Annotated in this window: 19 protein-coding genes and 1 tRNA gene; 10 read left to right on the forward strand and 10 right to left on the reverse strand. The window is 61.9% G+C overall.

Annotated elements, in window-relative coordinates; all coding sequences use genetic code 11:
* Positions 1–6 precede the first annotated feature (6 nt).
* Positions 7–1,050: a cysteine desulfurase family protein gene (locus tag A9D60_RS09050; RefSeq protein ID WP_065267369.1), complete on the reverse strand. Its 1,044-nt coding sequence runs from the start codon at positions 1,048–1,050 to the stop codon at positions 7–9.
* 128 nt (positions 1,051–1,178) lie between these two features.
* A complete protein-coding gene (locus tag A9D60_RS09055) occupies positions 1,179–1,637 on the reverse strand; it encodes an Rrf2 family transcriptional regulator (protein ID WP_039183183.1) in 459 nt (152 codons plus the stop codon).
* A 186-nt stretch (positions 1,638–1,823) separates the two neighbouring features.
* Here A9D60_RS09055 and A9D60_RS09060 point away from each other — a divergent pair, with 186 nt between their 5' ends.
* Genes A9D60_RS09060 through A9D60_RS09070 form a run of 3 tightly spaced genes read left to right on the forward strand, consistent with a single transcriptional unit; the run spans position 1,824 to position 3,885 of the window.
* Entirely contained in the window at positions 1,824–2,477 is a 654-nt protein-coding gene (locus tag A9D60_RS09060; RefSeq protein WP_019296279.1) for an alpha/beta hydrolase, read from the forward strand.
* Positions 2,477–2,719 (forward strand): hypothetical protein, encoded by a 243-nt coding sequence (locus tag A9D60_RS09065; RefSeq protein ID WP_065267266.1) that lies wholly within the window; start codon positions 2,477–2,479, stop codon positions 2,717–2,719. The genes A9D60_RS09060 and A9D60_RS09065 overlap by 1 nt, the downstream gene beginning before the upstream one ends.
* Positions 2,716–3,885, forward strand: a complete 1,170-nt coding sequence (locus A9D60_RS09070) for an HD domain-containing protein (protein WP_065267267.1) — start codon at positions 2,716–2,718, stop codon at positions 3,883–3,885. Before A9D60_RS09065 ends, A9D60_RS09070 begins: the two co-directional genes overlap by 4 nt.
* A gap of 31 nt (positions 3,886–3,916) precedes the next feature.
* On the opposite strand, the gene A9D60_RS09075 is transcribed toward A9D60_RS09070, so the two are convergent.
* Positions 3,917–4,699 carry a class II glutamine amidotransferase gene (locus A9D60_RS09075; protein WP_065267268.1) on the reverse strand — a complete coding sequence of 261 codons (783 nt, stop codon included), beginning with the start codon at positions 4,697–4,699 and terminating at the stop codon, positions 3,917–3,919.
* 255 nt (positions 4,700–4,954) lie between these two features.
* On the opposite strand from A9D60_RS09075, the gene A9D60_RS09080 reads away from it, so the two are divergent.
* A complete protein-coding gene (locus A9D60_RS09080) occupies positions 4,955–5,290 on the forward strand; it encodes a DMT family transporter (RefSeq protein ID WP_065267269.1) in 336 nt (111 codons plus the stop codon).
* Between the two features lie 93 nt (positions 5,291–5,383).
* Positions 5,384–7,204 carry a translational GTPase TypA gene (typA, locus tag A9D60_RS09085; protein WP_065267270.1) on the forward strand — a complete coding sequence of 607 codons (1,821 nt, stop codon included), beginning with the start codon at positions 5,384–5,386 and terminating at the stop codon, positions 7,202–7,204.
* A gap of 39 nt (positions 7,205–7,243) precedes the next feature.
* On the opposite strand, the gene A9D60_RS09090 is transcribed toward typA, so the two are convergent.
* From A9D60_RS09090 to recA, 4 genes are all read right to left on the reverse strand, one after another.
* Entirely contained in the window at positions 7,244–7,705 is a 462-nt protein-coding gene (locus tag A9D60_RS09090) for an MOSC domain-containing protein (protein ID WP_065267370.1), read from the reverse strand.
* A 20-nt stretch (positions 7,706–7,725) separates the two neighbouring features.
* Positions 7,726–8,013: a DUF1330 domain-containing protein gene (locus A9D60_RS09095; protein WP_065267271.1), complete on the reverse strand. Its 288-nt coding sequence runs from the start codon at positions 8,011–8,013 to the stop codon at positions 7,726–7,728.
* A 79-nt stretch (positions 8,014–8,092) separates the two neighbouring features.
* Positions 8,093–10,744, reverse strand: a complete 2,652-nt coding sequence (alaS, locus tag A9D60_RS09100) for an alanine--tRNA ligase (protein ID WP_065267272.1) — start codon at positions 10,742–10,744, stop codon at positions 8,093–8,095.
* A gap of 216 nt (positions 10,745–10,960) precedes the next feature.
* Entirely contained in the window at positions 10,961–12,028 is a 1,068-nt protein-coding gene (recA, locus tag A9D60_RS09105; protein WP_065267273.1) for a recombinase RecA, read from the reverse strand.
* A 192-nt stretch (positions 12,029–12,220) separates the two neighbouring features.
* Between recA and A9D60_RS09110 the strand changes: the two genes are divergently transcribed.
* The gene (locus A9D60_RS09110; protein ID WP_065267274.1) at positions 12,221–12,820 is read left to right on the forward strand and encodes a gamma-glutamyl kinase; all 600 of its coding nucleotides are present in this window, start codon (positions 12,221–12,223) and stop codon (positions 12,818–12,820) included.
* Between the two features lie 33 nt (positions 12,821–12,853).
* Here the strand turns inward: A9D60_RS09110 and A9D60_RS09115 are convergent, their stop codons facing one another.
* The 3 genes from A9D60_RS09115 to guaB form a co-directional block, all read right to left on the reverse strand.
* Entirely contained in the window at positions 12,854–15,169 is a 2,316-nt protein-coding gene (locus A9D60_RS09115; protein ID WP_065267275.1) for an ATP-binding response regulator, read from the reverse strand.
* 92 nt (positions 15,170–15,261) lie between these two features.
* A complete protein-coding gene (locus A9D60_RS09120; RefSeq protein WP_065267276.1) occupies positions 15,262–16,437 on the reverse strand; it encodes an RsmB/NOP family class I SAM-dependent RNA methyltransferase in 1,176 nt (391 codons plus the stop codon).
* A gap of 36 nt (positions 16,438–16,473) precedes the next feature.
* Positions 16,474–17,922, reverse strand: a complete 1,449-nt coding sequence (gene guaB, locus A9D60_RS09125) for an IMP dehydrogenase (protein WP_065267277.1) — start codon at positions 17,920–17,922, stop codon at positions 16,474–16,476.
* Positions 17,923–18,090: 168 nt separating this feature from the next.
* Between guaB and A9D60_RS09130 the strand changes: the two genes are divergently transcribed.
* From A9D60_RS09130 to A9D60_RS09145, 4 genes are all read left to right on the forward strand, one after another.
* Positions 18,091–19,275, forward strand: a complete 1,185-nt coding sequence (locus A9D60_RS09130; protein ID WP_441295057.1) for a CaiB/BaiF CoA transferase family protein — start codon at positions 18,091–18,093, stop codon at positions 19,273–19,275.
* A 145-nt stretch (positions 19,276–19,420) separates the two neighbouring features.
* Positions 19,421–21,469, forward strand: coding sequence for an ASKHA domain-containing protein (locus tag A9D60_RS09135; protein ID WP_065267278.1), 2,049 nt, complete (start codon positions 19,421–19,423; stop codon positions 21,467–21,469).
* Between the two features lie 73 nt (positions 21,470–21,542).
* Positions 21,543–21,616, forward strand: a tRNA-Gly gene (locus tag A9D60_RS09140).
* A gap of 143 nt (positions 21,617–21,759) precedes the next feature.
* The gene (locus tag A9D60_RS09145) at positions 21,760–22,242 is read left to right on the forward strand and encodes a hypothetical protein (RefSeq protein WP_065267279.1); all 483 of its coding nucleotides are present in this window, start codon (positions 21,760–21,762) and stop codon (positions 22,240–22,242) included.
* Positions 22,243–22,289 lie beyond the last annotated feature (47 nt).

Consider the following 22,289-nt stretch of genomic DNA (forward strand, 5'->3'; position numbering starts at 1 on the left):
CCTCACTCACGCCGCGCGGGCGCGATGTTTCTTTTCTTTTTGCAGCCACGCCTCGGCAAAGCGCAGCACGTCTTCTTCCGTTGTTTCCGGCCCCAGCGACACCCGAACGGCACCTTGGGCTGTGGCCTCGTCATATCCCATCGCGGTCAGCACCGCGCTGGCGCGCACCTTACCGCTGGAGCAGGCACTGCCGGCGCTGATCGCAAAACCTGCAAGGTCCATCTGCATGACCTGGGTTTCGCCCTTCCAGCCCGGCGATGCAAAACACAGGGTGTTCGGCAGCCGCTTCTGATCCTTCCCGACAAAAATAGTATGGCTTACGCCAGACACAAGCGCCTTTTCTAGAATATTTCTAAGTTCTGCAACCCTGTCCCAGACACCATTTGCCAAATCTTTTGCAGCCGCTTCAGCTGCGGCGCCGAAGCCCGCGATTCCAATGACATTTTCAGTGCCGGAGCGGCGCCCCATTTCCTGGCCGCCACCCTTGATCCGGGCTTGCAGATCGGTGCCGCGTTTCATCACCAGAGCACCGATACCCTTTGGCCCGCCCAGCTTGTGTGCCGAAATCAGCGCCATTTGCACACCCAGCCAGTTGAACGCCACCGGCAGTTTGCCAAATGCTTGGGTAGCATCTGTTACCGCCAGCCCCTCCGGCAAGGTTTGGACAATGCCGGTTTCGGAGTTGGCGAGTTGCAGTGTGGATTGCGCGGGGTCGCTGATTTGAACACCCCCCTCGCCCGAGACCTGCAAGTCCTCGACAGTCCAGGCGCGCACAGCATCATGCTCCACCGGCGCGCCATGCAGGCTGCGTCCGGCCAGCGCCAGCGCCGCACCTTCGGTAGAACCAGAGGTAAAAACGACATCCGCCCCGTCCGCGCCGAAGGCCGCAGCCACCTGCGCGCGTGCCTTCTCAACCAGCGCCTTTGCGGCACGGCCCTCGGCATGCACCGACGACGGGTTGCCGCAGACCTCCATCGCCGCAATCATTGCAGCCTTTGCCTCAGGCCGCAGCAGAGCTGTGGCATTATGGTCCAGGTAAACACGCTTCATAGAGTCATCTTTTTGCGGCAGCTGCCGCGTCATAAGCCGCCTTGCAGCAATTGGCAAAGATTCCGCGCCGATTTTGTGCGGAATACACCCCAGCTGGACAGGCCGATGCGTGCTGTCTGCGTGCCACCTCAGTCATCCACAACGGCAAACAGGCTTGGCACCGCGGGGCATGGCGCCAGATCGTTCTTGATCACATCCGACAAGCGGGTCTGATGCAGGAACACGTAAACATGCGCGCTCAATCCCTCCCACAGGCGGTTGGTCAGCGACTGCGCGCGGCTGCCGGACAACGCGCCGGATGCCCCTGCGCCTTTGTGCATGGCGTCAACTGTTTCATCCACTGCCGACAGCACATCCACCACCCGGATCTCAGACGGAGGCATCGCCAGCCGGTAACCGCCGCCCGGGCCGCGCACCGACTCAACCAGCCCGGCGCGGCGCAGCTTGACAAAAAGCTGCTCCAGATACGGCAGCGAGATATCCTGGCGCTTGGAAATGTCGCCAAGCGGCACCAGATCGCCCTGCGGCTGCAGCGCGATATCCGCCAGCGCAACCATCGCATAGCGCCCTTTGGTGGAAAGCTTCATAATTTATCCCTCGAAACCAGGGCGCGAGTGCGAAAACATTGACCTTCCCTCCGACTGTGCGTATCTCAGCCTGACGGTGTATGGCGAGGCCAGCGCCCTTGATTAGAACTGTTCTAAGATGCCTGACCGAACCCGTCAAGTATTCTGCCGGCAGACCCGACAACGAGAGTAGGATTTTAACCGCCCATGCCCGAGGTCATCTTTCCTGGACCCGAAGGCCGCCTCGAAGGCCGCTATCACCCGCAAAAAGAAAAAGACGCCCCGATCGCCATTGTGCTGCATCCGCATCCGCAATTCGGCGGCACGATGAACAACAAGGTGGTCTACAACCTCCACTACGCGTTCTACAACATGGGCTTCACGGTTCTGCGGTTCAATTTCCGCGGCGTCGGCCGCAGCCAGGGCGAATACGACCAGGGCGTGGGCGAGCTGTCCGATGCTGCCTCGGCGCTGGATTACCTGCAGTCGATGAACTCCAATTCCAAGCATTGCTGGGTTGCGGGCTTCTCCTTCGGTGCCTGGATCGGCATGCAGCTGTTGATGCGCCGCCCGGAAATTACCGGTTTCATCTCTGTTGCGCCGCCAGCCAACATGTATGATTTCTCCTTCCTGGCGCCCTGCCCGTCCTCGGGCCTGATCATCAACGGCACCGCCGACCGTGTGGCACCGCCTGCGGACACCGCCAGCCTGGTTGGCAAGCTGCATGAGCAGAAGGGCATCACCATCACCCACACTGAGGTGGAAGGCGCGGATCACTTCTTCCAGGAACCGCATATGGACACGATGATCGGCACTGTTTCCGATTACGTGAAGCGCCGCTTGACGGAGAACACCCGCTGATGGGCACTATCGAAACGCTGGCCCAAAAACTGGCGGTCGATACGCTCAAGGTGCAGGACGCCAGTGGTGAAGAGCGGTTTTACGTGGAGGTGGGCCAAGTTCTTGGCGCCGCCTCCCAGTCGCTTGAAGAGGCATTTCTGACCGAAATCCGCGTGCGCCTGGCCGAACGCAAGGCGCGCGACTTCCTCAACAAGAAAGTTGCCGACCTGCAGGCCCAGCTTGGCGCGAAGGGTGAGGCGTGAGCGCCCGTCTGGAAGCGCAGTTTGCCTTTCTGCTCGAAGCCGACAAGCTGCGCGGTGTTGAGCGCCAGAACCTGATTACTGATTGCAGCCGCTGCGAAAACTCCGCTGAGCACAGCTGGCACCTGGCGCTTTATGCGCTGGTACTTGCCCCCTTTGCTGCCCCGGAAGTGGATGTGTTCCGCGCCATCCGGATGCTTTTGCTGCACGATCTGGTCGAGATCGACGCAGGCGACCACCCGATTACCAATGAAGTCGACTGGGAGGCGGTTGCTAAGGCTGAGCAGGTTGCGGCCCAACGGCTGTTCGGGCTGCTGCCATCAGATCAAGGCGCTGAGTTCCTGTCCCTGTGGCACGAATTCGAAGCCGCTGAGTCTCCAGACGCGCAGTTCGCCAAGCGGGTGGATCACTGCCAGCCGATCTTTCAGACACTTTATGGCGCTACTCCACTGGACTGGCATATTGATGTGGTACGGCAGAACCTGTTCGGGGGCCGCGCGGCTGCGCTGGAGCAGCATCTGCCGGAGGCATTCCACCACGCACTGTCGCTGCTGGGTGAAGACACAAGGTACGATTGCAGCCGCCTGAATGCCCGCCTGCCCTTCCTCAATGAGGCCGACAAGCTGAAGCTGGTCACCCGTGCCTCAAAACTTGGCGACGGCTCGCGGCACGAAAACTCGGCTGAGCACAGTTGGCATATCATGCTCTATGCCTGGGTGCTGTCAGAACACAGCTCTGAAACAGTGGAAGTGAACCGGGTGCTGCAAATGCTGCTGCTGCACGATCTGGTGGAAATTGACGCTGGCGATGCACCGATCCACGGAGTGATCGATCCCGCAGCGCTTGCTGCGCTGGCCGCCGCGGAACTGGCTGCTGCCGACCGCCTATTCGGCATGCTGCCCGCCGAGCAAGGACAGCCCATGCGTGCGGTCTGGGAAGAGTTCGAGGCCGCAGAAAGCCCGGATGCCGTATTTGCCAAATCCGTCGACCGGGTTCAGCCGGTGCTCTTGAACCTGCTGAACGGAGGCGGCAGCTGGGTCGACTACGACGTGAGCCTGCCGCAGCTCGACGCTCGCGTCGGTGGCAAGGTCAGCCGCGGCGCGCCAGATGTCTGGACCTATGTCCGTGCGCAAATTGAACCCTGGTTCCGCGAGGCCGGACGGCTGTAAGCGGTTGCGCGGTCCCCGAAGGGGCCGCGCTTCATTCCGTAAACGGTTGAAACGGCTGAGTTTCCGCACCCTTCGGCGTCAGCGTTAAAAACTCGCCCGGCTTCAGTTCGTTCCAGGCCTCTCCAGTGTCTTCCAGCGGCTCCGAGACCACTGCCCAGCCCCGCATGCTCTGGCTCCAGCGGTAGTATACGGACGGTGCAATGCTGTCCGAGGAGTAACGTGCTGTAAAAAGTGTCTGCCCATCCGACATCGCGGCCGACAGCCGCATGTGCGGAGTTGTCCCGCGCGCCCGTGACAAGCCTTCCATCCGGGCAACCGCACGCTCCAGCGCCCCTTTGGGGTCCGTATCCAGCCCTTCCCGCAGGGCCAGCAGGAACAGCACCTCGCTGTCAGTCGCACCTCTGCGGTGCTCATACAGCTCATCCGGGATGCACATATCAGCGTGACGGCGGAATTTCTCGAAGCCGCCAACCTGCCCGTTGTGCATGAAGCTCCACTTGCCGGCCGTGAAAGGATGGCAGTTATTGCGGCTGGTAGCCGACCCGGTGGAAGCCCGCACATGCGCCAGAAACAGCCCGGACTGCACCTGATGCACCAGCGCCCGCAGATTGCAGTCCGACCAGGCCGGGTACACATCTCGGTACAGCCCCGGTTCAGCCCGCTGGCCGTACCAGGCGATCCCGAACCCGTCGCCATTGGTGGCAGTCTTGCATTCCACCGCCTTTTGGCTTTGTGCAATCAGCGAATGCGCTGGTGTTGAAATGATGTCCTCCAAGAAGACGTCGGCACCCGTGTAGGCAGCCCAGCGGCACATATGGCAATCCCCATTCCATATCCGGGAATCAGATCAGTGTTTCAATCCGACCCGCATTATCGGGACAACCTCCTAAGAATTCTCCAATTCACAGTCCAGTGTGCCTGCGCACAATGACGTGTTCATTCACCGGCGCTTGCGGAATCTGGCCAGACCGTGCCGCATCGGGACTTCCCCGGCCTGCATAGATCGGATAGGCGGGAAGTCAGACCTGCGGCTTTATCCGCGGCAAGCGCTTGCTTAAGGGAGGCTGAAATGCCGGTTCACTACGTCTACCTGATCATTGCGGTGGCAGCAGAGACCATCGGCACCACAGCGCTGCAGGCCAGCCAGCAGTTCAGCAAACTTGGCCCTTCTCTGATCGTGCTCGTCGCCTATGCCTTTTCATTCTACATGATGGGGCTCACGCTCAAATTCATGCCCGTGGGCATCGTCTACGCCATCTGGTCCGGGCTTGGCATCCTGCTGATTGCCGTCATTGCATTCATTGTCTTCGGGCAAAAACTGGACCTGCCCGCTGTTATCGGCATGGTGCTGATCATGTCCGGAATCGTCATAATCCACCTGTTTTCCAAGTCCTCGGGCCACTGATCGGCATTTGAGGCGGCCCGCGGCGGTTTTCCTCTGGCCTTTGTGCGGGGTTCGGGCTATGCGCGGCCCAACTTCCTTACAAAGGCGAACGTCATGGATATGCGCAACATTGCGATCATTGCTCACGTTGACCACGGCAAGACCACCCTGGTTGACGAGCTGCTGAAACAGTCCGGCGCCTTCCGCGAAAACCAGGCTGTGGCGGAACGCGCCATGGACAGCAACGATCTGGAGCGCGAGCGCGGCATCACCATTTTTGCCAAACCGACCTCGGTGGAATGGCACGGCACCCGCATCAACATCGTCGACACCCCCGGCCACGCCGATTTCGGCGGCGAGGTTGAGCGGATCCTGTCGATGGTCGACGGCGTGGTGCTGCTGGTAGATGCGGCCGAAGGCCCGATGCCGCAGACCAAGTTCGTGACCTCCAAGGCGCTGGCCTTGGGCCTGCGTCCGATTGTGGTTCTGAACAAGGTCGACAAACCGGATGCCGAGCCCGACCGTGCATTGGACGAATGCTTTGACCTCTTTGCATCGCTGGACGCCACTGAGGACCAGCTGGACTTCCCGCACATGTATGCCTCCGGCCGCAACGGCTGGGCCGACAATGAGCTGGATGGCCCCCGCAAGGACCTGAGCGCGCTGTTCAACCTGATCGTTAATCACGTGCCAGAGCCCAAGCAGGTGAAGAAGCAGAACGACGATTTCCGTATGCTGGCAACCACGCTGGGCAGCGACCCGTTTGTTGGCCGCCTGCTGACCGGCCGGGTTGAGACCGGCACGCTCAAGGTCGGCGCCACCGTGCAGGCAATCTCCCGCATCGGCCAGAAGATCGAACAGTTCCGCGTGACCAAGATCCAGGCTTTCCGCGGTCTGGCACAACAGGACATCGAAGAAGCCCAGGCAGGCGACATCGTCTCCATCGCCGGCATGTCTAAGGCCACCGTGGCCGACACCATCTGCGCCCTGGCCGTGGATGAGCCGCTCGATGCGCAGCCGATCGACCCGCCGACCATCACCGTGACTTTCGGCATCAACGACAGCCCGCTGGCCGGCCGTGACGGCAAAAAAGTGCAGTCCCGCGTCATCCGCGACCGCCTGATGAAAGAGGCAGAATCCAACGTCGCTATCAAGATCGCTGACACCCCAGGCGGCGAAGCCTTCGAGGTCTCCGGCCGCGGTGAATTGCAGATGGGCGTTCTGATCGAAAACATGCGCCGCGAGGGCTTTGAGCTGTCGATCTCCCGCCCGCAGGTGATCATGAAGGAAGTCGACGGCGTCCGCATGGAGCCGATCGAAGAAGCCACCATCGACGTGGATGACGAATACTCCGGCGCGGTGATCGAGAAGCTGACCGGCGCCCGCAAGGGTGAGCTGGTCGAGATGAAGCCTGCAGGCGCAGGCAAGACCCGCATCATCGCCCACGTGCCCTCGCGCGGGCTGATCGGCTACCACGGCGAGTTCCTGACCGACACCCGCGGCACCGGCGTGCTGAACCGTGTGTTCCATGGCTGGGCGCCGCACAAGGGATCAATCCCGGGCCGCCGTGCAGGCGTTCTGATCTCGATGGAGAACGGCCAGTCCGTGGCATACGCGCTGTGGAACCTGGAAGAGCGCGGCAAGATGATGATCGGCGCCCAGGCCGACGTCTACACCGGCATGATCATCGGCGAGCACTCCCGCGACAACGATCTGGAAGTGAACCCGCTGAAGGGCAAGAAGCTGACCAACGTGCGCGCATCCGGCTCCGATGAGGCCGTGCGCCTGACCACCCCGATGTCGCTGTCGCTGGAAGAGGCCATTGCCTACATCAACGACGACGAACTGGTTGAGGTGACACCGAACAAGGTACGCCTGCGTAAACGCTACCTGGACCCGCATGAACGCAAGCGGATGTCCAAGGCCAGCGCCTGACGAACCGAAAACGGCGGCAGAGACATCTGCCGCCGTTTTTCATTCTGCGTCCTGCAGGAAAGTGACGCTATCGCCCAAGGCCACCCGGCCCGGCTGCAGCACCTCGGCATACCAGCCGCCATGCCCGCGCATCGCATTGTATCCCCCGTGCCCCAGCACCTCCTCCATCCGCGAACATGGCGGACAGGGGCCGGTGATGCGAACCACAGCAGTGCCAGCCCTTAGCGTGGCCTTGCGCAAAGCAGCAAGATTGATACCCGAAACAACAAGGTTTCGCCGCAGCTGTTCCGGCTGCACCTTCTCCAGTCCCGCCAAGGCGGCGATGACCGGGAGATGTTCTGCCTGGATCAAAGTGACAGCGCGTTTGCCCTTCTTGGCATGGTCACCACCGAGACCGGCCAAGGTGATGTCCGCCGAGCCGGGAGTGAGCACATCCTCGCGCCGCCCAGGGCGCACACCGATCCACGCCACCCGGCCCGCGGCCGCGTGGCGTTTCAGCATTTCCGCAAACGCGGTGACCACTACTCGGAGGTTTCCACCACCATCAGCTCGCGCTCAGAGGCGCCGCGCGCGTGGCTCAGGGCTTCCTGGTATTCTGGGCTGTGGTAACAATCCACCGCGGCTTCGACGCTGGGGAATTTCGCAACCACGTTGCGCGGGCGCTCTTTGCCTTCCAGCTGCACGAACCGGCCGCCGCGGGCAATGAAGGTACCGCCATGCGCGGCGATGGCCGGGCCTGCCAGTTCGGCATATTTGCCATAGGCATCGGCGTCGGTAACGGTCACATGTGCAATCCAAAGTGCGGACATCGGAGCCTCCCAGTTTCATGATCTTTCCGGCAGCTTAGGCAGATTGCCGGAAAGACCAAGTCTTTTTTTGACCAAATGGTCAGCCAGCCAGCAGTGCTTCCGCTGCCTTGATGGCTTCGTCGGCTCCGGAGAAATCCTTGCCGCCGCCCTGGGCCATATCCGGACGGCCGCCCCCGCCCTTTCCGCCCACAGCAGGCACTGCCGCTTTCAGCACGTCCACAGCCGAGATGTCGCCGGTCAGATCGTCGGTGACACCAGCAGCCACGGCCACCTTGCCGTCGTCCTCCGCGATCAGCAGGATCACACCGGAGCCGATGTTCTGCTTGTGCTTGTCGATCAGGCCGCGCAGGTCCTTGCCGGACACGCCCTGCAGCGCCTGGGCCAGGAACTTCTTGCCATTGACGTTCTTGGCTTCGGCACCGCCGCCGGAGCCGCCGCCCATGGCAATCTGCTGCTTGAGGTTGGAAATCTCGTTCTGCAGCGCCTTGCGTTCGTCCATCATCGCCTTCAGGCGGTCCAGAACCTCCGCGGGCTGCGCCTTCAGCGCGCCGGCGACCTCTGCCATGCGGCCAGCTTCACGCTCCAGATGCTCCACCGCCGCGGCACCAGTCAGCGCCTCGATCCGGCGCACGCCGGCAGAGGACGCGCTGTCGCCCAGGATGACGAAGGTGCCGATGTCACCGGTCTGCTTCACATGGGTGCCGCCGCACAGTTCGATAGAATAGGTATCACCGTCGTGGCCCTTGCCGGTCGGCGCTCGACCCATGGAGACAACGCGGACCTCTTCGCCGTATTTCTCTCCGAACAGCGCCTGGGCGCCCAGTTCGCGCGCGTCATCCGGGGTCATGATCCGGGTCGAGACCGGCGTGTTCTGACGAATGAAACCATTCACTTCCGAGCCGACCTTAGCCAGTTCATCCCCGCTCATCGCCTTGTTGTGGCTGAAGTCGAACCGCAGCCGGTCTTCAGCATTCAGCGAGCCCTTCTGGGCCACATGTTCCCCCAGCGCGTTGCGAAGTGCCTCGTGCAGAAGGTGGGTGGCCGAATGGTTGGCGCGGATCTTGCTGCGGCGCGCGTGATCCACTTCCATCGCCGCGCCCTTGCCAACGGCGATCTCGCCCTCGGTCACTTCGGCGATGTGCAGGAACAGGCCCTCAACCTTTTTGGTATCGGTGATGCGGGCCGCGCCACCCTCAACAGTCAGCACACCGGTATCGCCCACCTGGCCGCCGCTTTCGCCGTAGAACGGCGTCTGGTTCAGAATGACCTGCACCGTGTCGCCCTTGGCCGCGGATTGCACCTGTGAACCGTCCTTGACGATGGCAACGATCTGGCCCTCGGCCTTTTCGGTTTCATAACCCAGGAAGTCAGTGGCGCCGGCCGCGTCGACAATGTCGAAATAGACCTTCACATCCGCAGCTTCGCCCAGACCGATGCCGCCCGCGCGGGATTTCTCTTTCTGCTCTTTCATCGCAGCGTCGAACCCATCGGTGTCGACTTCGATCTCCTTGGCCCGCAGGGCGTCCTGAGTCAGGTCGAGCGGAAAGCCGTAGGTGTCATACAGCTTGAACGCGGTTTCACCCGGCAGCACGTCGCCCTTGCCCAGATCGGCAGAGGCTTCGTCCAGCAGCTTCAGACCGCGGTCCAGGGTCTTGAGGAAGCGGGTTTCTTCCTGCTCGAAGGTTTCTTCGATCAGCGCCTGGCCCTGGCCGAGCTCCGGATAGGCCGCCCCCATCTTCTGCACCAGCGACGGCACCAGCTTGTGCATCACCGGATCGGTGGCACCCAGCAGCGAGGCATGGCGCATCGCGCGGCGCATGATCCGGCGCAGCACATAACCGCGGCCTTCGTTCGACGGCAGCACGCCTTCGGCAATCAGGAAGGAGCAGGAGCGCAAGTGGTCGGCGATCACCCGGTGATGCACATTCTGGTCGCCGAAGGGATCAGTGTTGGTGACATTGGCCGATGCTTCGATCAACGACTTGAACAGATCGGTCTCATAGTTGTCATGGGTGCCCTGCAGCAGCGCCGCGATCCGCTCCAGCCCCATGCCGGTGTCGATGGACTGCATCTCCAGATCCACCATCGAACCATCCGCGAACTTCTCGTTCTGCATGAAGACGAGGTTCCAGATCTCGATGAAGCGGTCGCCGTCTTCCTCCGGAGAGCCCGGAGGCCCCCCCCAGATGTGGTCGCCGTGGTCATAAAAGATCTCGGTACAGGGGCCGCAGGGGCCGGTATCCCCCATCTGCCAGAAGTTGTCAGATGTCGCGATGCGGATGATCCGGTCTTCCGGCACGCCCATCTTCTTCCAGATTTCAAAGGCTTCGTCGTCAGTATGGTAGACGGTGGTGTAAAGCCGGTCTTTCGGAATATCGAATTCCTTGGTGATCAGCTCCCAGGCGAAGGGGATCGCTTCATGCTTGAAGTAGTCGCCGAAGGAGAAGTTGCCGAGCATCTCGAAGAACGTGTGGTGGCGTGCGGTATAGCCAACGTTGTCGAGGTCGTTGTGCTTGCCGCCTGCACGCACGCATTTCTGCGAGGTCGTCGCGCGCTTGTAGTCGCGGGTTTCCACCCCGGTAAAGCAGTTCTTGAACTGAACCATGCCCGAGTTGGTGAACATCAGGGTCGGGTCATTGCGCGGCACCAGCGGGCTGGATTCGACAACTTCATGCCCCTGCTTGGCAAAGTAGTTCAGAAAGGTTGAGCGGATATCGTTGAGCGTCGGCATATGCGGGATCTCTTGCGGGCTTTTCTAAGCGTTCCGGGCAGGTTTAACCCCGCACCATTGCTCTGTCCACAGCGGGAAGCGGCGTCGCCCCGCGAAAAAGGGCGCAGCTCGCGCTGCGCCCTCACCATTTTGGGTTTTGATCAGATTTTCCGGCGCTTAGAGCATTCCGCATACCCAGGGAACGCAAAACCGGTTCCCACTTTTGCGCGGCATGCTTCAGGCCTCTAGGATATCGTCCGCGCCGTCCGTTTCCGGACGCTCGAATTCCAGCCCATGAGAGGCGCGGATCTTATCCTCAATGTCAAAGGCGATCGCCGGGTTGTCCTTCAGGAAGGTCTTGGCGTTCTCCCGCCCCTGCCCGATCCGCTCGTCCCCGTAGGAGAACCATGCACCGGATTTGTTGACGACACCGGCCGCCACGCCAAGATCCAGCAGTTCACCCATCTTGGAGATGCCTTCGCCATACATGATGTCGAATTCCACCTGTTTGAAAGGCGGCGCCACCTTGTTCTTCACCACCTTGACGCGGGTTGCGTTGCCGACCACCTCGTCACGGTCCTTGATCGAGCCGATGCGGCGGATGTCCAGACGGACGGAGGAGTAGAACTTCAGCGCGTTGCCGCCGGTAGTGGTTTCGGGCGAGCCGAACATCACGCCGATCTTCATGCGGATCTGGTTGATGAAGATCACCATGCATTTGGAGCGGCTGATGGAGCCGGTCAGCTTTCGCATTGCCTGGCTCATCAGACGGGCCTGCACGCCGACGTTGCTGTCGCCCATGTCGCCCTCAAGCTCCGACTTCGGGGTCAGTGCCGCCACCGAGTCGACAATCACCATGTTGACCGCGCCGGAGCGCACCAGCGTGTCAGTGATTTCCAGCGCCTGTTCGCCGGTGTCGGGCTGCGAAATCAGCAGTTCATCCAGATCGACACCCAGCTTGGCCGCATACTGCGGATCCAGCGCATGTTCCGCATCGACAAAGGCGCAAACGCCGCCCTTTTTCTGCTGTTCCGCAATGCAGTGCAGGGTCAGCGTGGTTTTGCCCGAGCTTTCCGGGCCATAGATTTCGATGATCCGCCCCATCGGCAGGCCGCCGATCCCCAGCGCGATGTCGAGCCCCAGAGAGCCGGTCGAGCTTGCCTCGATCTCGTGCATGGCATTGCCATCGCCGAGCTTCATGATCGAACCCTTGCCGAACTGCCGCTCAATCTGGGCAAGCGCGCTGTCGAGCGCCTTTTGCTTGTCACCGCTTACTTTATTTTTCATGGTCAAAAGATCCGCCATAGTCCCTTGTCCTTTTCTATGTGTCACACACCGGGGCGCGCGGCAATCACTGCTTTGTTCACCTCTTGTTCCTTATGAGATCAAAAAGAGAACATTGCAACAAGTTTCTGGTGTACCCACTTCGGGACCGGGATGTTAAAGATTGGTTTATGGTTAATCGGCAGCAAGATTTTTTACCGGGCAGTTGACGGAATGATGATATTTTTCAAGGAACGGCTGGCGCTTCTGTCTGTTCCCAAAACCGGCACCACCGCGTTTCAGGCGGCCCTGCGCGACCGCGCCGACCTGGTTATTTCCGATCCGCCGGAGCTGAAACATGCACCGCTCTACCGCTACAACCGCTGGATCCGGCCAATGTTCGAGAAGGTCTGCGGTGCTGAACTGGAGGTTGCGGCTGTCGTGCGTGAACCCGTCAGCTGGCTGGGCAGCTGGTACCGGTACCGTCAACGCCCGGCGCTGGACGGCAAGCCCAACTCGACCAAGGGGGTCAGTTTCGACGACTTCCTGCGCGCTCATTGCAAAGGCAAGCCGCCCGCCTTTGCCAATGTCGGCAGCCAGGCCAAATTCCTGGAGGCCCAGCCCAATGGCTGCAAAGTGACCCAACTGTTCCGCTATGAGGATCAGGACGCGCTTAAAGGTTTTCTTGAATACCGTCTGAACACCGGAATCCACCTGGAACGCAAAAACGTCAGCCCTCAGGCGCCTTTAGATCTCAGCCCTGAGGCTGAGGCGCATCTGCGGCGCAAACGCTCGGCTGAGTTTGAATTCTACAGCAGCATTCCAGGCCGCTGAAACACAACCTGCCGGAACCGGCAGGTTGTCAGGTCAATGCAGCTGCGCGTGCACTGTCTCGGTCAACTGGTTGAGAGAGAAGGGTTTTGGCAGGAAGACAGAGTTCGGCACGTCCGGCTCTGCTTCGCCAAAGGCACCTTCCGCATAGCCGGATACGAACACAACTCGGGTATCCGGGCGCTCCTTCAGCGCCTCACGTACCCAGCTGGGACCGTCCATGCCCGGCATCACCACATCTGTCACGAATACATCTACCGTAAGTCCGGGATCTTCAAGCGTGCGCAGGGCGTCTTCAGCAGATTCGGCCTCCAGCACCGTGTAGCCGCGCATCCTGAGCGCGCGGGACGCGAAGGCACGCACAGGCGCCTCGTCCTCGACCAGCAAAACAACGCCTTCGCCGTGCTGAGCGGCGGCAGCCTTATCGGCCCCGGCTTCCGGTTTCTCCGCGGCCAGTTGCTCAGCCTGCTGCTTGTAGACCGGAAAGAACAGGGTGAACTGCGTTCCGTGGCCTTTCACCGAATCGACAAAGATATAGCCGCCGGTCTGCTTGATAATACCGTAGGCCGTGGAAAGCCCCAGGCCGGTCCCCTCACCCGTGCGCTTGGTGGTATAGAACGGTTCAAACACCTTCTGCAGCTTGTCCGGCGCAATCCCGACACCTTCGTCAGAGACCTTTACCGTCACCCAATCGCCAGCAGGTACCGTCGCCCGGTTCCGCTCCAGCGGCTTCTCAAGCGAGACAACCTCTGTCTCGACCCGGATTTCACCGCCCTGAGGCATCGCATCGCGGGCGTTCACCACCAGGTTCATCAGCACTTGTTCAAGCTGCCGCTTGTCGGCCCGGATCGATTTCATCACCGGATCGTGGCTAAGTGTCAGGGTGACCTTCTCCCCTACCAGGCGGTTCAGCAGATGGGTCAGGTCGGACAGCGTATCCCGGACATCCAGGGTTTCCGGCTGCAAGGTCTGCTTACGGGAAAACGCCAGCAGCTGGCTCACCAACGACGCCGCACGGTTTGCGTTTTCATGGATCTGAATCAGATCGCCATAGTCCTGATCGCCCTGATCGTGGCGCAGCAGCAGCAGGTCGCAATGGCCGGAAATCGCCGTCAGCAAGTTGTTGAAATCATGCGCAACACCGCCTGCCAGCTGGCCGATCGCCTGCATTTTCTGGCTTTGGACGAATTGCGCCTCCAGCGTCTTCAGCTCTGTGGCGTCATTCAGAACCGCAATCAGCAGCGGCGTCCCGTCTTCCACCACGCGGGTCAGCGTGACCTGGACAAAGACCTCCTTGTCCGAGCGCGACAGCCGCAGGAATTCCGACTTGTTCGGGGCCAGCCCGTCGGCAGTGTCGCGCAGCCAATCCGACATCGGACGGCCGAGGCCCTCCATAAGCTGACCCAGTTTCAGGCTGGCGCAGCTGTCGACCCCAAGAAGCCGGAGCGCCATCCGGTTGCTGCTCAGGATCTCTCCTGTAGGCGCCACTTTGAGGAAAGGCACCGGCAGCGCCTCGAACCCGGCCTGGGCGGATTCAAAACTGCCTTCATCCACCTCCATCAGAAACAGCTCGCTGCGGCCCTGGGTCCGGTTCTGCTCGCTCACGAGCACCTGCACCGGACCCTTTTTAGTGCTCAGCGTGTTGATCTGGCCCGGCAGCACAGGAAGGGCCGGAAACAGGCGGTCCGTGGACTTCACCCGTTCGCCGATCAGGCTGCGCGCGGCCTCGTTCATAAACAGCACCGTGCCAGTGCGGCCTACGGTAATCATCGGAATAGGCAGCGCATCCGCGCCGCGGCCATTGCCGCCCCGGTCCAGAATATCCTCGACCCGCCACAGGAAACTGCCGCCGCTCATCTGGTGCACGGCCAGACGCACATGGCCGCGCCGGGTGACAATATCCTCGCGTGCCGCACCGTCGACACGGGCGCGGCTTTGCAGCCGGTACAACACCGCAGAGGGGTTGGCGAGAATTGACCGCAGCGAGCCCGCCAGCGTTTCACGGCCGGCATCTTCAAACCGTTTCACCGCAGCGCCATTACAGGCGTGGATCATCCCGTCACCGTCGGTGACAAAGCTGGGGGTTGCATCCTTTTCGATAAAGCCCGTCAGCAGTTCCGCCGCCATCGCCCGTGCATTCAGCCGCGTCCGCGTCTGCACCACCAGCAGCGCTGCAACCGCTGCCAGCGTCAGCCCCACCATGACAAAGCCTCGGCCCATCCAGTGCGGCAGCGGCAGGATCCATGGCGCTGCCATCAGCATCACCGCAAGCAGCAGTGTTGCGGCCAGCCGGGCGTGTTCAGGTGCGTAAACGCGCAGTTCCGGGACGGAGGATTCTAGGCGACCGGACATTGCGGCTCCATGGTCAGTGCGTATTGCCGCCATAACGCGGCGGTTTAGGTTAAAACCACGTTAAGAAACACAAAGGTTCTTCGGCCGAAACCCTAACAACCGCGTTTTGCGCGCGTCAACACGGCAACATAGAAGCCATCAGTGCCGCCCTGTACCTGCCATCCATTCTGATCCGCCAGATGCCAGTCCGGGTTTTCCTCGGTAAACCGTTGAACCTGCGCGCTGTTTTCGCCCTCAAGCATGGAGCAGGTCGCATAGACCAGTACCCCATCCGGCGTCACCAGCCCGGCAGCCTTGCGCAGGATTTCTCCCTGGATGCGTTGCAGATCCGCCAGCCCTTCGGCGGTCAGACGCCATTTACCTTCGGGCGCCCGCCGCCAGGAACCCGAGCCGGAACAAGGCACGTCGCAAAGAACCAGATCAAACGGCCCGTTGCGGGCGAGATCGCCGGTCGAAAGAAGCGTGACTTCCGCTTTGGCACGCGCGGCACGCTCCGGCAAATCTTTCATCCGCCGCGGATCGGCGTCATGCGCGAAACTCTGGAGGCCGGCCCGGGCCGCCATGGCCAGAGACTTGCCGCCGCCGCCAGCGCAATAGTCCAGAACCTTCATGCCATCCTTCAGCGGCAGGCGGTCCGTCACAGCCTGGCTGGCCGCATCCTGAAGCTCGACAAGACCATCCTGATAGGGCTTGGAATTGCGCAATTTCCGCGCGCCTTCGGTCACCTCCAGCGCGGTTGCTGCTGCAGGGTGCGGCTCAGCAATGATGCCTTCACCAGCCAAAGCCTCCATAGCCTGTTCAACAGTTCCGCGCGCGGTGTTCACCCGCAAATGAACCGGCGCCCGGCTGCGCAGAGCCAGCGCTGCAGCCTCAGCCTCTGCACCAAGGCTCGAACTGAACTCCGGCCACAGCCAATCGGGAATATCCAGTGCCTCCGCTCCGGCTGGCGCGCTCGGCAGGTCCCGTTCGGTGTCGGACAGTGGAGAAGGCGCATGGCCTTGGCCAGTAAAAAACTCATCGGGGTTCAGCCCCGCATCGCGCAACGCGCCCAGGATCAGCCCGCGGCCGCTGCGGCTGCCGCCAAGGGCAGCATGCGAGCGCAGGCAGCGTACCGCATCAAACACATGATCGCGCACTGCCGCCCGGTCCTTGGACCCGGCAAAGCGGCTGCGCCGTCCCCAGGAGGTCAGCGCCTTCTCGGCAGGCTCTCCTGCCAGCACCTGATCCAGGATTTCAATGGCCGCCTGCAGGCGGGCGGCAGGGGTCACGCCCCTGCCCCATACTTACAAACGGCCATCATATTCTCAGCCCACCCGGTAGTTCGGCGCTTCGCGGGTGATCTGAACGTCGTGCACGTGGCTTTCCTTCAGCCCGGCACCGGTAATGCGGACAAAATTGCAGTTCTTGCGCATCTCATCGACAGTCGCACAGCCGGTATAGCCCATCGCCGCGCGCAGGCCGCCCACCAGCTGGTGGATCACTGCGTTTGCGCCGCCCTTATAAGGCACCTGGCCTTCGATTCCTTCCGGCACCAGCTTGTCGCTGGCGGCATCCTTCTGGAAGTAGCGGTCGGCAGAGCCGCGCGCCATGGCGCCCATCGATCCCATGCCGCGGTAGGATTTGAAGGAACGGCCCTGATAGAGGATCACCTCACCGGGGGATTCATCGGTGCCGGCAATCATCGAGCCGACCATGGCGCAGGATGCACCCGCTGCAATCGCCTTGGCAAAGTCGCCAGAGAACTTAATGCCGCCATCCGCGATGACCGGCACATCGCCTGCCGCTGCGGCGCAATCCATAATCGCGGTCAGCTGCGGCACACCAACGCCCGCCACCATGCGGGTGGTGCAGATGGAGCCCGGACCGATGCCGACCTTGACCGCATCGGCGCCTGCGTCGATCAGCGCACGAGTTGCCTCACCGGTGGCCACGTTGCCGGCAATCACCTGAATGTTGCTGTACTGTGCCTTGATCCGCTTCACCGCGTCGATCACGCCGGCGGAGTGGCCGTGCGCGGTGTCCACCACCACAACATCCACACCTGCGTCGATCAGCGCCTCGGACCGCTCATAGCCGCTGTCACCGACAGAGCTGGCAGCCGCAACGCGCAGACGGCCCAGCTCGTCCTTGCAGGCAGTGGGGTTCAGAACTGCCTGTTCGGTGTCCTTGAGGGTCAGTAGGCCAGTCAGCTTGCCGTTCTTGTCGGAGACCAGCAGCTTCTCGATCCGGCGCGCCTTCATCAGCGACTTGGCCTCTTCCAGATCGGCCGGCTCCTGCAGCATTGCCAAGTTATTCGAAGTCATCATGACCGAAACCGGCGTGCTGGCATCATTGGCAAAGCGCATGTCGCGGTTGGTGACGATGCCAACAACACGGCCAGAACCATCGACCACCGGGAAACCGGTGACGCGGTAGCGTTCCTGCAACGCCTGGGCGTCGGCCAGGGTCTGATCCGGGGTCAGGGTGATGGGGTTGTAGACGATGCCGGACACGAACCGCTTGACCCGGCGCACTTCGCGGGCCTGCTCCTCGGTGTTCAGGTTCTTGTGGATCACGCCCATGCCGCCGGCCTGCGCCATGGCAATCGCCATCCGCGCCTCAGTCACGGTATCCATTGCCGAGCTCAGCAGCGGAATATTCAGGGCGATCGACTGGGTCACCCGTGTGCGCGTATCCGCGGTGTTGGGCAGAACGCTCGACGCGCCTGGCACCAGTAGAACATCATCAAAGGTGAGAGCCTCACGAATCTGCATTGGTCGTCCTCATGCATAACCCCGTTTGGCGGTGACCCTATGGCACAGAACCTTGCGGGTGGAAAGAGGCCGGCACCAAGAATTCCTGCACCGCAGCAATTCTTTGGCGCGCGGCTGATCTGGGTCAATGCGCAGGGCGCTGCCGAAGCTATCACTAAAGCTGCAGAAATGACTCAGGATTTTACCATGCCCGGCCCCTTGGAAAACATAACCATCCTGGACCTGACCCATGTTCTGGCAGGCCCCTATTGCTCGATGATCCTGTCAGACCTCGGCGCCAAGGTGATTAAAGTCGAACGGCCCGGGACCGGCGACGACACCCGCACCTTCCCGCCCTTCAAACACGGCAGCAGCGCCTATTTCGCCTCCATCAACCACGGCAAGCAAAGCATCGCGCTGGATCTGAAGGCACCGGAGGACCGTGAAATTTTCGAGCGCCTTTTGGGCCAGGCAGACGTTCTATTGGAAAACTACCGCCCTGGCGTGATGCAACGGCTGGGCTACGGCTGGGAGGACCTCCACGCCCGGTTCCCGCACCTGACCTACGGTGCGGTTTCGGGTTTTGGCCACACCGGCCCCGACGCGTTGAAACCGGCCTATGACATGGTGGTTCAGGCCCGCGGCGGCGTGATGTCGATCACCGGGGAGAAAAACCGCGAGCCGGTCCGGGTCGGTGCCTCCATCGGCGACATCGTTGCGGGCATGTTCCTCGGCCACGGCATTCTCGCAGCCCTATTGGACGTGCAGAAAACAGGCAAGGGCCGGTTCATCGACGTCGCCATGCTGGACAGCCAGCTGGCCCTGCTCGAACACGCCATCGCCATCACTTCCGTCACCGGCGAAGCACCACAGCCCTCCGGCGCGCGGCATCCGTCGATCACCCCGTTTGAGACCTTCCATGCTTCGGACGGGCTGTTCGTGATTGCAGCCGGCAACGACGCGCTGTTTGCCCGGCTCTGCGATACCCTGCAGCTGCCGCTGGCCGCGGACCCGCGCTTTGCTACCAACCCGGCACGCTGCGAAAACGCGCGCCTATTGAAGCGGCTGATCGAAGCGGTGACACTGGATCAGCCAAAGGCCCACTGGATCGCCTTGCTGAGCGAAGCCGGCGTTCCCACCGGCCCGATCCAGACCGTGGATCAGGTACTGCGGGACCCGCAGATCCTGGCCCGCAACATGGTTGTTGATGTGCTGGATGAAGACGGCCGCCCGGAAAATATGTCCGCTGGCAACCCGATCAAGATGTCCGGCCTGCCCGACCCGGCCACGCGCAGCCCTGCCCCGCGGCTTGATGGTAACCGGGCAGAGATTCTGGCGTGGCTTGAAGAAGTTGAAGGACAAGCGGAAGGTTGACTGAAAGTCCCCCGGAAAACGCATTTGAAACTCATCAATTCGTCAAAAATGGCGTCAGCAGACGGGAAAATGCCGCCCATTGCCTTTCGCTTGCCGCAAAAGCCCATATGCTCCGCCTAAATTGCGGAATGAGAAGGCCACAGGCATGACTGACGAACCCCTCGTTGTGTTTACCCCCTCCGGCAAGCGCGGGCGTTTCCCCGTGGGCACGCCGATCCTGACAGCCGCGCGGCAGCTTGGGGTCGATCTCGACTCGGTCTGCGGCGGCCGCGGCATCTGCTCCAAGTGCCAGATCACCCCCTCCTACGGCGAATTCCCCAAACACGGCGTGACCGTGGCGGAGGGCGCGCTGAGCGAGTGGAATAAGGTCGAGCAGCGCTACAAGGACAAGCGCGGCCTGATCGACGGCCGCCGCCTGGGCTGCCAGGCCATTGTGCAGGGCGACATCGTGATTGACGTGCCGCCGGAAAGCCAGGTCCACCGCCAGGTGGTGCGCAAACGCGCAGAGGCCCGCGACATCACCATGAACCCTTCCACCCGGCTGTATTATGTCGAGGTGGAAGAGCCCGACATGCACAAGCCCACCGGCGACATGGAGCGTCTGATCGAGGCTCTGGACGCCCAGTGGAACGTGAAAGGTGTAAAGACCGATCTGCACATCCTGCACGTGCTGCAGCCCGCCCTGCGCAAAGGCGGCTGGAAGGTGACCGTCGCCGTCCATCTGGGTGACGAAAACCACCCGCCCAAGATTATGCACATCTGGCCTGGCTTCTATGAGGGCTCGATCTACGGCCTGGCGGTCGACCTTGGCTCCACCACCATCGCTGCACACCTCTGCGATCTGAAAACCGGTGAGGTCGTTGCCTCCTCCGGCATCATGAACCCGCAGATCCGCTTTGGCGAAGACCTGATGAGCCGGGTGTCCTATTCGATGATGAACAAAGGCGGCGACCAGGAGATGACCCGCGCCGTGCGCGAGGGCATGAATGCGCTGTTCACCCAGATCGCGGCAGAAGCGGAGATCGACAAAGCGCTGATCGTGGACGCAGTCTTTGTCTGCAACCCGGTGATGCACCACCTGTTCCTGGGCATCGACCCGTTTGAGCTGGGCCAGGCACCGTTTGCCCTGGCGACCTCCAATGCACTGGCGCTGCGCGCAGTGGAACTGGACCTGAACATCCATCCCGCCGCCCGCGTCTACCTGCTGCCCTGTATCGCCGGCCATGTGGGCGCCGACGCTGCTGCGGTGGCGCTGTCGGAAGCGCCCGACAAATCCGAAGACCTGGTGCTGGTCGTGGATGTGGGCACCAACGCCGAGATCCTGCTTGGAAACAAAGAGAAGGTCCTCGCCTGCTCCTCCCCCACCGGTCCGGCGTTTGAAGGCGCACAGATCTCCAGCGGCCAGCGCGCGGCCCCCGGCGCAATTGAACGTGTCGAAATCAACCCGGAAACCAAGGAACCCCGCTTCCGCGTGATCGGCTCCGACGTCTGGTCGGACGAGGACGGTTTTGCCGAATCCATTGCCACCACCGGCATCACCGGCATTTGCGGCTCCGGCATCATCGAGGCGATTGCCGAAATGCGCCTGGCAGGCGTGCTGGATGCCTCCGGCCTGATCGGCTCGGCGGAGCAGACCGGCTCCGCCCGCTGCATCCAGGACGGGCGCACCAATGCCTACTTGCTGTGGGACGGCTCTGCCGAGGGCGGCCCGACCATCACCGTCACCAACCCGGACATCCGCGCCATCCAGATGGCCAAGGCGGCGCTCTACTCCGGTGCGCGCCTCCTGATGGACAAATTCGGCGTCGACACCGTGGACCGCGTGGTTTTGGCCGGTGCCTTTGGCGCGCATATCTCTGCCAAACACGCGATGGTGCTGGGCATGATCCCTGATTGCGTGTTGGAGAAGGTCACCTCGGCCGGCAACGCTGCAGGCACCGGCGCCCGCATCGCGTTGCTGAACACTGAGGCGCGCGGCGAGATTGAGGAAACCGTCCGCCGGATCGAGAAGATCGAAACCGCCGTCGAACCCCGCTTCCAGGAGCATTTCGTGAACGCCTCGGCGATCCCGAACTCGGCGGAACCCTTCCCGATCCTGGAAACCGTTGTGACCCTGCCGCAGGTGAATTTCAACACCGGCGGCGGTGATGGCGAAGGCGCTGGCGGCGGCCGCCGGCGGCGCCGCCGCGGCTAAGCCGGAACCGGAAATAATTTCGCGGCGGCGCCCTTGACCTTGGCGCCGCCGCGTCATACTCCTGCCCTCACAAGCGGGTATGGTGAAATGGTATCATGCGAGCTTCCCAAGCTTAAGGCGCGGGTTCGATTCCCGCTACCCGCTCCAGCCTCCCATGTTTTCAGACACTTGCCGCGCGTATTGCCGCTGCATCCGCTTGAGCGTTCCAGCCGCGCTTGCGCCGGCGGTTTGTGTTAAACTGTATGGGCACGCCCGCTGTTTTTGGGCTGTTAGTTTGGGAGGGTACCAGTATGACACGCCACTATTTCACCGCCGCACTCCTGTGCGCCTTCAGCGCCGGAACCGCGATTGCAGGCACAACCTGGGAACAGGGCGGCACCGGGACCGGCACCGCAAGCAACTCACCCACTGAAATTGCCGACGGCCACATGGTGATCCAAACCAGCAGTTCCTACGAGAACGTCGAGATGGAAGACGCCGGACACCCTATGAACGGTGCCGCAGGACCGTGTTTTGGCGCGGTTGAGGCCGCTCCGTCCGGGGTCACTGGCGGCGGCATCTGCGCCTTTACCGACAAGGCCGGAGATAAAGTGGTGCTGCACTGGCACGCAGAAGGCATGGATGCCACGGGGGCCCTGACCGGCAGCTGGAAGCTGAGCGGCGGAACAGGCCCCTGGGCCGGAGCGGAAGGCGGCGGTACATTCTCGTCGCTGACGGACCCGGCAAGCGGAAATTTCGTCAACACAATCACCAGCAGCGTCACGCTGCCCTGAACAGACACGCGGGGCGCAATCCCGCCCCGCCGCTTTCGAAGCCGGGT

Source organism: Leisingera sp. JC1 (assembly GCF_001679925.1).
In the GTDB taxonomy this organism is placed as follows: Bacteria; Pseudomonadota; Alphaproteobacteria; order Rhodobacterales; family Rhodobacteraceae; genus Leisingera.

What these genes read in the sequence shown, in the direction of transcription:
- A9D60_RS09050 (WP_065267369.1), bottom strand. Translation starts at nt 1,050, where the DNA reads ATGAAGCGTGTTTACCTGGACCATAATGCCACAGCTCTGCTGCGGCCT.
- A9D60_RS09055 (WP_039183183.1), bottom strand. Translation starts at nt 1,637, where the DNA reads ATGAAGCTTTCCACCAAAGGGCGCTATGCGATGGTTGCGCTGGCGGAT.
- A9D60_RS09060 (WP_019296279.1), top strand. Translation starts at nt 1,824, where the DNA reads ATGCCCGAGGTCATCTTTCCTGGACCCGAAGGCCGCCTCGAAGGCCGC.
- A9D60_RS09065 (WP_065267266.1), top strand. Translation starts at nt 2,477, where the DNA reads ATGGGCACTATCGAAACGCTGGCCCAAAAACTGGCGGTCGATACGCTC.
- A9D60_RS09075 (WP_065267268.1), bottom strand. Translation starts at nt 4,699, where the DNA reads ATGTGCCGCTGGGCTGCCTACACGGGTGCCGACGTCTTCTTGGAGGAC.
- A9D60_RS09080 (WP_065267269.1), top strand. Translation starts at nt 4,955, where the DNA reads ATGCCGGTTCACTACGTCTACCTGATCATTGCGGTGGCAGCAGAGACC.
- typA (WP_065267270.1), top strand. Translation starts at nt 5,384, where the DNA reads ATGGATATGCGCAACATTGCGATCATTGCTCACGTTGACCACGGCAAG.
- A9D60_RS09090 (WP_065267370.1), bottom strand. Translation starts at nt 7,705, where the DNA reads ATGCTGAAACGCCACGCGGCCGCGGGCCGGGTGGCGTGGATCGGTGTG.
- A9D60_RS09095 (WP_065267271.1), bottom strand. Translation starts at nt 8,013, where the DNA reads ATGTCCGCACTTTGGATTGCACATGTGACCGTTACCGACGCCGATGCC.
- alaS (WP_065267272.1), bottom strand. Translation starts at nt 10,744, where the DNA reads ATGCCGACGCTCAACGATATCCGCTCAACCTTTCTGAACTACTTTGCC.
- recA (WP_065267273.1), bottom strand. Translation starts at nt 12,028, where the DNA reads ATGGCGGATCTTTTGACCATGAAAAATAAAGTAAGCGGTGACAAGCAA.
- A9D60_RS09110 (WP_065267274.1), top strand. Translation starts at nt 12,221, where the DNA reads ATGATGATATTTTTCAAGGAACGGCTGGCGCTTCTGTCTGTTCCCAAA.
- A9D60_RS09115 (WP_065267275.1), bottom strand. Translation starts at nt 15,169, where the DNA reads ATGTCCGGTCGCCTAGAATCCTCCGTCCCGGAACTGCGCGTTTACGCA.
- guaB (WP_065267277.1), bottom strand. Translation starts at nt 17,922, where the DNA reads ATGCAGATTCGTGAGGCTCTCACCTTTGATGATGTTCTACTGGTGCCA.
- A9D60_RS09130 (WP_441295057.1), top strand. Translation starts at nt 18,091, where the DNA reads ATGACTCAGGATTTTACCATGCCCGGCCCCTTGGAAAACATAACCATC.
- A9D60_RS09135 (WP_065267278.1), top strand. Translation starts at nt 19,421, where the DNA reads ATGACTGACGAACCCCTCGTTGTGTTTACCCCCTCCGGCAAGCGCGGG.
- A9D60_RS09145 (WP_065267279.1), top strand. Translation starts at nt 21,760, where the DNA reads ATGACACGCCACTATTTCACCGCCGCACTCCTGTGCGCCTTCAGCGCC.